At 45.5% G+C, this 8,942-nt stretch carries 11 protein-coding genes; 3 read left to right on the top strand and 8 right to left on the bottom strand.

Features of this window, described 5'->3' with window-relative positions; genetic code table 11:
* Positions 1–248 precede the first annotated feature (248 nt).
* A complete protein-coding gene (locus C1S74_RS09620) occupies positions 249–596 on the top strand; it encodes a 5-carboxymethyl-2-hydroxymuconate Delta-isomerase (RefSeq protein ID WP_045399308.1) in 348 nt (115 codons plus the stop codon).
* 63 nt (positions 597–659) lie between these two features.
* Complete coding sequence (locus C1S74_RS09615; RefSeq protein ID WP_038864882.1) at positions 660–1,082, top strand: DUF805 domain-containing protein; 423 nt, start codon at positions 660–662, stop codon at positions 1,080–1,082.
* A gap of 59 nt (positions 1,083–1,141) precedes the next feature.
* On the opposite strand, the gene C1S74_RS09610 is transcribed toward C1S74_RS09615, so the two are convergent.
* The 3 genes from C1S74_RS09610 to glpX all read right to left on the bottom strand — a co-directional run bounded on the left by C1S74_RS09610 (position 1,142) and on the right by glpX (position 3,394).
* Complete coding sequence (locus C1S74_RS09610; RefSeq protein WP_181136764.1) at positions 1,142–1,504, bottom strand: DUF3135 domain-containing protein; 363 nt, start codon at positions 1,502–1,504, stop codon at positions 1,142–1,144.
* 120 nt (positions 1,505–1,624) lie between these two features.
* Positions 1,625–2,239 carry a helix-turn-helix transcriptional regulator gene (locus C1S74_RS09605; protein WP_045399305.1) on the bottom strand — a complete coding sequence of 205 codons (615 nt, stop codon included), beginning with the start codon at positions 2,237–2,239 and terminating at the stop codon, positions 1,625–1,627.
* A gap of 147 nt (positions 2,240–2,386) precedes the next feature.
* Positions 2,387–3,394 carry a class II fructose-bisphosphatase gene (glpX, locus tag C1S74_RS09600; RefSeq protein ID WP_045399302.1) on the bottom strand — a complete coding sequence of 336 codons (1,008 nt, stop codon included), beginning with the start codon at positions 3,392–3,394 and terminating at the stop codon, positions 2,387–2,389.
* 345 nt (positions 3,395–3,739) lie between these two features.
* On the opposite strand from glpX, the gene zapB reads away from it, so the two are divergent.
* Positions 3,740–3,982: a cell division protein ZapB gene (gene zapB / locus C1S74_RS09590; RefSeq protein ID WP_038864886.1), complete on the top strand. Its 243-nt coding sequence runs from the start codon at positions 3,740–3,742 to the stop codon at positions 3,980–3,982.
* Positions 3,983–4,063: 81 nt separating this feature from the next.
* On the opposite strand, the gene rraA is transcribed toward zapB, so the two are convergent.
* The 5 genes from rraA to C1S74_RS09560 form a co-directional block, all read right to left on the bottom strand.
* Positions 4,064–4,609, bottom strand: coding sequence for a ribonuclease E activity regulator RraA (gene rraA / locus C1S74_RS09585; RefSeq protein ID WP_045399299.1), 546 nt, complete (start codon positions 4,607–4,609; stop codon positions 4,064–4,066).
* Between the two features lie 75 nt (positions 4,610–4,684).
* On the bottom strand, positions 4,685–5,602 hold the full coding sequence (locus C1S74_RS09580) for a 1,4-dihydroxy-2-naphthoate polyprenyltransferase (RefSeq protein WP_045399298.1): 918 nt from the start codon (positions 5,600–5,602) through the stop codon (positions 4,685–4,687).
* A 476-nt stretch (positions 5,603–6,078) separates the two neighbouring features.
* A complete protein-coding gene (gene hslU / locus C1S74_RS09570; protein WP_038864892.1) occupies positions 6,079–7,410 on the bottom strand; it encodes an HslU--HslV peptidase ATPase subunit in 1,332 nt (443 codons plus the stop codon).
* Positions 7,411–7,439: 29 nt separating this feature from the next.
* On the bottom strand, positions 7,440–7,991 hold the full coding sequence (gene hslV / locus C1S74_RS09565; RefSeq protein ID WP_038864894.1) for an ATP-dependent protease subunit HslV: 552 nt from the start codon (positions 7,989–7,991) through the stop codon (positions 7,440–7,442).
* 298 nt (positions 7,992–8,289) lie between these two features.
* Positions 8,290–8,841: an SPOR domain-containing protein gene (locus C1S74_RS09560; protein WP_045399292.1), complete on the bottom strand. Its 552-nt coding sequence runs from the start codon at positions 8,839–8,841 to the stop codon at positions 8,290–8,292.
* Between the last annotated feature and the right edge of the window lie 101 nt (positions 8,842–8,942).

Raw genomic sequence — 8,942 nt, 5'->3', positions numbered from 1 at the left:
ATGTAAATAGTCTATTAATGTAAAAAATCTACGTAGGAATATAACAGAATAATGTGAACAGATCATGATTGGCGTCATGTCTTATTCGGCTTTCTTCATCTGGTCGGTGCTGCATTTGTTCTGTTATTTTTGTCAAAAGCAATCGATTGGTGATCGCGTAGACAGAATGATAGTCCATTCCTCGGAAATTGCCGCTTAGATTGGTATTACTACGGGGTAAAGTTAGCCGTAATAAGAAAGGAATCAAAATGCCAAACTTAGTTTTAGAATATTCTAACTCAGTTGATGAGCGTGTGAATGTTCAAGGATTGTTGGAAGACTTACACAAAGTGGCCTTAGACTGTGGTTTGTTTGAGCTTGCATCCGTTAAGTCACGTGCGCTTCGTTGCCACAATTGGTTGGTCGGAGAAGAGGGCGATAGTGTTGATTTCATCCATATCAACTTTGATTTGCTCGCAGGAAGAAGTGCAGAGCAAAAACGTGAGTTATCGAGATCACTGATGGTGGTACTGCAAGAACAAGCGAGCCATGTTCGCAGTTTGACTGTGAATGTTCGAGATATGGATATTGATTGCTTCCAGAAGGTGGTAAATTAGACACACTAGATTTACTTAGTGCGGCCAAGGAGTTGTCGCACTTTCAATATGTTGAGTGTTTCGATGTCGATTAAAGAATTACTGTTTTCTTTCCAAGGGCGTATAGGCCGTAAAACTTACTGGGTGTGGAATATCATCTACTACATCATGATTCTGGGCTTCGGCGCAGGCATCAGTAAGTTATTCCCTGCTTTCTCATATATTCTTCTGCCTATCTTCTTGTTGATTCTTCTCATCCCGGATTTGGCGATTACTACCAAGCGTTGGCATGACCGTAACAAGTCGATTTACTGGTTGGCATTAAACATCCCGTTGATCATTGGTCGAGTTGCAACGCCAATGACAAATCCAGCAGCGCAAGACCCATCAACACCGCAAATGATGATTGCTTCTATTTCTCTGATTTGTGGCCTATGGATTCTGGTTGAGTGTGGTTTCTTGAAAGGCACGGTAGGTCAGAACAACTACGGTCCCGAGCCGAAGTAAGTATAGCTCGCTAGGCTTAAAATTAAGGTTCTAGGATTCTAGAGCCTTATTCCTATTCCTTAGTAAAAATCATCCCTATCTTTAAATGCCTTCAACTCAACTACATCAGCTTTTTGAGTCGGTGAAGGTTCTCCCTGTAATGCCTCTCTGAATTTCACGACTTGTTTCTGTAGCTCATTCATCAATACGACATTAGTGTGATTGGGGTTTTTACAGTTATGGATGACTCTGTCTATGTGGCTTTGTTGCGCCCATAACCTTGGCTGCATCTGCTCTGAAGCACCTTCGATCATCTCTTTTGCCATATCATGGCGGAACTGCTCAAAGGCATCGGGATCGCGTTCTGCCATTTTTACCATTTCATCGAATGAGGGTAAAACTTGCGGTTTGTGGGTGTTTGGCATGGCTATCTCCAAATCCATTGGATGTTGCTCCTAGTTACTAAAAGCTTAATCCATGTAGAAACGGAGATAGAAGGAATTACAACGTCGTCTCACTAATAAGAGTGTGAGTTCATAATAAAGTGGAGGAGAATCGAGATATTAAGCTTGAATTCGATATACGCAACGACGTTGACCGCTGATGATGTGCTCATCGCGCTTTATTTTGGTATCGCTACCCAGTAGTGACTGGAAGACGTTAAGCTCAGACTGACATAGGCTCGGACAACGTGTCGCGGCTTTGCAAATAGGGCAGTGGTTCTCTATCAGAATAAAACCGTCTTCATCTTGCTCTAACTCTGCCATGTAACCTTCTTGTTCACGTAAAGTAACAAGCGCCTTTAGCTTGCTCTCTAGAGAGTCGCACTGTTCTAGATGCTGCTGATAGTTTTGTAGAGTGAGCTTTTCACGCTCTGACGTGACTTTTTCCAACCCATCTTTACCGAAGATGTGCTCTACGGCTTCGATAAACTGAATGGTCAACTCACCATGGCGATCTGCAAACTGTTCGTGACCTTTTTGGGTCAGAGACCAATGGCGGGCCGGGCGACCCACTTTGACTTTTACATCATGAATCGACAGGATGCCGTCATCTTCCAAACCTTGTAAGTGCTGACGCGCCCCCATGGTTGTCATACCCAGTTCAGAAGAGAGTTGTTTCGCAGTGACAGAGCCATCACGCTTAACGATTTGCAAAATCCTATCTACGGTCTTCATATACCCACCATTTATACGTCAGTACATATTATGCGCGATAGGGTTAGTAAAGAAAAGTGTTGACTTAATTTTGGAGAGGGATTCGGTGAATCACAAACAAAAAGGGTTGGCACTTAGCCAACCCTTGGGAATCAATCTACGTCGAGATTAAAGAATAATCTCGCGCACTTCTGGATCTTTACGCTCTAGGTAGTGCGTAGACTTGATGCGGCGGATCGTACGGCAACGACCACGAATCAGTAGGGTTTCTGTCGTAGCGATATTACCTTGACGAGAGATACCTTCTAGTAGGTCGCCTTTCGTAATCCCCGTTGCTGAGAAGACTACGTTGTCGCTGCGTGCCATGTCTTCCATCTTCAATACAACATTCGCTTTTACGCCCATCTCTTCACAGCGTTGTAGCTCAGCTGAGCCGTAGATGCGGTTTTCTTCCGTATCGCCTTTTACTTCATGACGAGGAAGAAGGCGACCATGCATGTCACCGTCTAGCGCGCGAATAACCGCTGCCGATACCACGCCTTCTGGTGCGCCACCAATGCAGTACATCATGTCGACTTCACTGTCTGGCATACAAGTTAGGATAGATGCGGCTACATCACCATCTGGCACTGCGAATACGCGAACGCCCATGGCTTGCATCTCTGCGATCACTTCATCGTGACGAGGCTTCGCAAGAGTAATAACGACTAGCGTATCAAGAGGTTTATTCAGTGCTTTTGCTACGTTTTCTAGGTTTTCTTTAAGTGGCTTACCTAGGTCGATAACACCTTTAGCGCCAGGACCAACAACCAGCTTTTCCATATACATGTCTGGCGCTTTTAGGAAGCTGCCTTTCTCGCCCGCAGCTAAAACAGCCAGTGCGTTAGACTGACCCATTGCGGTCATGCGAGTACCTTCGATCGGATCGACAGCGATATCGACTTCGTCGCCACCAATACCCACTTGTTCACCGATGTACAGCATTGGTGCATCATCGATTTCACCCTCACCAATAACGATTTCACCACTGATGTCTGTTTTGTTCAGCAGGGTGCGCATTACTTCAACAGCAGCACCATCCGCTGCGTTTTTGTCGCCACGGCCAAGCCATTTGTAACCAGCCAAAGCGGCACCTTCAGTAACACGGGAAAATGCCATTGCTAAATCGCGTTTCATGATGTCTCCAAGTAACAAGAGGGAAGAATAATTTGCGCGGCGATTTTATCACATCGTCAGTTAAACGTTTGCCTTTTTGCTGAGCTTTTACTTTAACTAAGTTGAATTTGATCAATACTTGGGTGAGTTTATGGGGTAGTGATGGGAAAATGCATTGCTCAAAAATGCTTCTAGGATAAGAAAAGTCAGCGTTTAGTGAGATTGCGCCGATTTTTTAACCGAATGATGCAAAATATCGAATATAGTAAGTGTTTCTCATCGCTACGCTGAGTAGAATGAACCTCATAGGTAAGGTGCAAGCGAACGCTCGCCATCGTCCCACGGAATAACAATAGGTAGGCCAAGATGTCTTTTGAAGTACTAGAAAAACTAGAAGCGAAAATTCAAACTGCAGTTGACACAATCACTCTTCTTCAGATGGAAGTTGAAGAGCTGAAAGAAGACAAAGTGAAATTAGAAGCTGAAGCTAACGAAATGCGTTCTCAACGTGAAGAGCTTGAGCAAAAATCTCAGCAAGCTCAACAAGAGCACGCTCAGTGGCAAGAGCGCATTCGTGCACTACTTGGCAAGATGGACGAAGTGGAATAATCCACTTAAGTATCCAGAATCAAAAACACCCGCTTCGGCGGGTGTTTGCGTATTTGGCTAGTAGCCGCAAATGGAGTTAGGTTAGTTTAACCTTTCCTCATCTTCTTCCTCATCTTCTTCCTCTTCATCGTCATCCAACTCGAGGTCGATATTGAGCGGTTCTGGAGAAAGAATAATGCCAGTGCTATCTGCATAGATGTAATCTTCCGGTAGGAAGCTAACACCACCAAAGTTTACTGGAACATCGATTTCGCCAACGCCTTGATTAGCAGCGCCAACAGGAATAGAAGCGAGCGCTTGAATGCCAAGGTTCATGTCTTCTAGTTCATCCACTTCGCGGACACAACCGTAAACGACAATGCCTTCCCATTCATTTTCTTCTGCAAGGGTTGCGATTTCTGCATCGATTAAGGCTCTGCGTAGGGACCCACCACCGTCGATCAACAATACTCGCCCGATTCCGTCTTGTTCTAGCGTTTCGCGGATCAGTGCATTGTCTTCAAAGCACTTAACCGTCGTCACTTGCCCGGCAAACGACGCGCGGCCGCCAAAGTTACTGAACATCGGTTCAACTACATCTACCTGATCAAGATAGATATCACAGAGTGCTGAGGTATTGTATTCCATAGCGTACCTTTCTAAACAGAAACTGTTGTCTTTGAGTATATCTAGGCATTAAGTCAATGCAATGACAATCCCTTTTTAACTCATCAGAGTTTGAGCTACCACAACTGTTGCAAATAAAACGTTAGTAACCAGCGAGCACTTCACAACAACGGGCATCATCGGGGCAATTTGTGCGGGTTTATCGGTATCCCAAACCGCTTTGCCATGATTCGCTACCACGTAGATGCTTAGCAGGAAGGGAAAACTGATCCAAACCGGCTTGTCTTGAATAAGTAAATAAGCCGCAAAGGCGAGTAGGGCGCCACCGAGTAAGATGAAGTGGTATTGCTTTGCTTTACGTTGACCAAGTCGAACTGCCATCGTGCGTTTACCACATTCGCTGTCGTTCTCAATGTCACGCATGTTGTTGATGTTCAGCACTGCTACGGCTAACAAACCGCAGCCTAATGCTGGTAAGAACAATGTCGCATCCACATGACCGGTATGCAGGAAGTAGGTACCGGATACGCCAAGTAAACCAAAGAAGATGAAGACAGACAGGTCGCCCAAGCCGACGTAGCCGTAAGGCTTACTACCCATTGTGTAAGCAATCGCCGCGATAATGGCAAGAATGCCTAGGCCGATAAAAGTAATGATGCTTTCAAAAGAACTCAGTGCGTAAAACACCAAAGTAAGGCCAGCAATCGCGGTCAGAACGATATTAAAGATGATCGCCATTTTCATCTGAGCGGCAGTTACGGCGCCAGACTGCATCGCGCGCTGAGGGCCCAAGCGGTTGTCATTATCTGTACCTTGGACTGTATCGCCATAATCATTGGCAAGGTTAGATAGTATTTGCAGTAACGTAGCCGTGACGAAAGCCATGATGGCAATGGTCAGAGAAAAGTGTCCCGCTGAATAGGCGAGTACGCTACCTGTCAAAATTGATACCAGTGCAAGCGGTAATGTTTTAGGGCGCGCGGCTTCAAGCCAGATCTTTAGAGATTGTTTCATGGATATTTCGTGCTAGTAACCAATGTGCCCAGTATAAGCACAAAGCGACAGATACGCTATTGACCTAAAGCAAGTCAATTAAGAGTCAAAGGGTTACAAGTAAGGAACACAGTTTTCATATTTGAGGGAATAAAGCGGGGCTCTTTTAAAAAAGAATGGTGTAGTTTGCGCTGCTATTAGATCCTTAGTCTCGCTGGAGCTCGCTACGATGACGAACTCTTTTGATTTAGAGTTTCTTAAAGTAACCGTCATTCTGAACCGTGAGGCACGAGCGAGATTCAGAATCTATCGTCCTGTTGTGCTGTGGTTTAAGGTGAGTGGGGAAGAGTTGGAGCTTGTTGTTAATAGATCCTTAGTCTTGCCAGAGCTTACTAGGATTGCGGACTCTCTTGGTCTAGAGCTTGCTAAAGTAACCGTCATTCTGAACGAAAAAGCCCAGAAGTATAGTTCTGGGCTTTGATCTCTATACCGCGTTATTACAGAATGAAGCGGCTTAGATCTTCATCTTCAATCGTATCGCCTAGGCGGTTTTTCACGTAAGCCGCATCAATGACGAACTTCTCACCCGCTTTTTCTGTCGCGTCGTAAGAAATCTCATCCATCAAACGCTCCATCACGGTATGTAGACGACGAGCACCGATGTTCTCAGTAGTTTCGTTCACGGTCCATGCCGCTTCTGCGATTTGAGTGATACCGTCTTCAGTGAATTCTACATCGACGCTTTCTGTTTTCATTAGCGCAACGTACTGTTCAGTTAGAGATGCTTTTGGCTCGGTAAGGATACGTTTGAAATCGTTACTGGTTAGCGCTTCTAGCTCGACACGAATAGGCAGACGACCTTGCAGCTCTGGAATCAAGTCAGAAGGCTTCGCTACTTGGAATGCACCAGATGCCACAAATAGGATGTGGTCTGTTTTCACCATGCCGTGCTTAGTTGATACCGTGCTACCTTCAATTAACGGTAGTAGGTCACGCTGAACACCTTCACGAGATACGTCAGGGCCAGAGCTTTCGCCGCGCTTACAAATCTTGTCGATTTCGTCGATAAAGACGATACCGTTGTTCTCGACGTTGAAAATCGCAGACTCTTTCAGCTCTTCTTGGTTTACCAGCTTCGCTGCTTCTTCTTCTGCCAACGCTTTCATTGCGTCTTTGATTTTCAGTTTGCGTTTCTTCTTCGTGTCGCCAGCAAGGTTTTGGAACATACCTTGTAGCTGGTTGGTCATTTCTTCCATACCAGGAGGCGCCATGATCTCAACACCCATTTGCGGTGCTGCTACGTCGATGTCGATTTCTTTGTCATCTAACTGGCCTTCACGTAGTTTCTTACGGAAGATTTGGCGGGTGTTCGATGTGTCTTCTTTTTGCTCAGATTGACCCCAAGCATCACGAGCTGGTGGCAGTAGGGCATCTAGAACGCGCTCTTCTGCTTGCTCTTCAGCGCGGAATTTTACTTTTTCCATCGCTTGCTGGTGTGTCATCTTCACTGCAACATCGGTAAGATCGCGGATGATGGTTTCGACTTCTTTACCAACATAACCCACTTCGGTGAATTTGGTTGCTTCGACTTTGATGAATGGTGCATTAGCCAGTTTGGCAAGACGACGAGCAATTTCTGTTTTACCTACACCAGTAGGACCAATCATTAGGATATTTTTGGGTGTCACTTCTACACGCAAGCTTTCTTCAAGCTGCATGCGACGCCAGCGGTTACGTAGGGCAATCGCAACCGAACGTTTTGCTTTCTCTTGACCAATGATGTGGCGGTTCAGTTCATGAACGATTTCGCGAGGAGTCATTTCAGACATATTCTTTCCTTACTTCGTTACGATTACGCTTAAGCCGTTGGCTTAGGAAGCTCTACTGTAGATTCTAGTTCTTCTACAGTGTGATTATGGTTGGTGAATACACAGATGTCGCCAGCGATGTTCAGTGCTTTCTCTGCAATTTCGCGTGCGTCTAGGTCTGTGTTTTCTAATAGTGCGGTTGCTGCTGCTTGTGCGTATGCGCCGCCAGAGCCAATGGCAATCAGGTCGTTCTCTGGCTGAACTACGTCACCGTTACCTGTGATGATAAGTGAAGCCGTTTCATCCGCTACAGCTAGCAGCGCTTCTAGTTTGCGAAGTGCACGGTCGCTACGCCAGTCTTTTGCAAGTTCCACTGCTGCCTTAGTTAGGTGGCCTTGGTGCATTTGCAGTTTGCTTTCGAAGCGTTCGAATAGGGTGAAGGCATCCGCGGTACCGCCAGCAAAACCGGCAAGTACTTGGTTGTTGTATAGGCGGCGAACTTTACGCGCATTGCCTTTCATTACGGTATTGCCTAGCGACACTTGGCCATCACCCGCGATGACGACTTTATTGTTTCGACGTACAGATACAATGGTAGTCACAGTCGACCTCTTAATTATTTCTCTTTGGATTTAATTAAGTATATGGGGCAAATGAATTGGGGATTCAAGGGGAAGTTGTTTTTCGATGAGATACAGGATGTTTTGTGTTTTTGAACGAGGATGATAACAGCGGTGTTGGATGAGAGGAGTTGGGTTGCATAAATGATGATGAATTATCCGCGTCGTTTCCTAGAGTGAAGATTGAACGGGTGGGGAATCTCGATTTCAAGCCATCTTCTCTAAAGAAAAGACCAACCGATCGCTCGGTTGGTCTTCGTATTTTTAAGGCCTGCAAGAATTAAAGATTCTCCTTCCAAATCGCACAAGGCTCGATTTTCGCGCGTTGCAATTTGTGGCGATCTTTCTCTGCTTCACGTTTGAACTTGTATGGGCCAAGTACAACACGGTACCAAGAGCTACCGTCTTTTTTGGTTACTCGGCTTGTCATACCTTGGAAGGCGATCGCTAACTTACGCTCTTCTGCTTGGCTTTGGTTCTTATAAGCACCGCATTGCATCACGTAAGGAACTTTGGATACCTGAATTTCTTTGGCGATGACTTCGACTTCACGTTTCGGAAGCGTATCGACGTATTCCCACTTCTCTTTCGGTGGCGGTGGAATGTCTTTCTTCGGCTTTGGCTTGCTGGTGGTATTTGTTGTTGGTGTTTCAACAACCACCGTTTTTTCCGGCTCAGGATCTGAGCTTAATAAATACAGCCCATAGCCAAAACCGCCCACGAGCAAAATTGCCAGTAGACCACTACGCCAAGGTTTTTTTCTTGAAGGTTGTTTTTTTGCAGACTTTTTCGGAGCGCCGCGTCCGCGTCTTACATAATCTCTATTTGCCACGGTTACTTCAGGTCATCAAGGATTCTGGCAAATATGTTAATCCAGATTGAAAAGATAAAACACCCTATTCGTGTAATCTTGTTAGTTACGTGCAGGAAAGT

Source organism: Vibrio hyugaensis, from assembly GCF_002906655.1.
Lineage (GTDB): Bacteria > Pseudomonadota > Gammaproteobacteria > Enterobacterales > Vibrionaceae > Vibrio > Vibrio hyugaensis.
The sequence above is the reverse complement of the archived record's forward strand: the minus strand, read 5'-3'. Positions and strand labels throughout refer to the sequence as shown.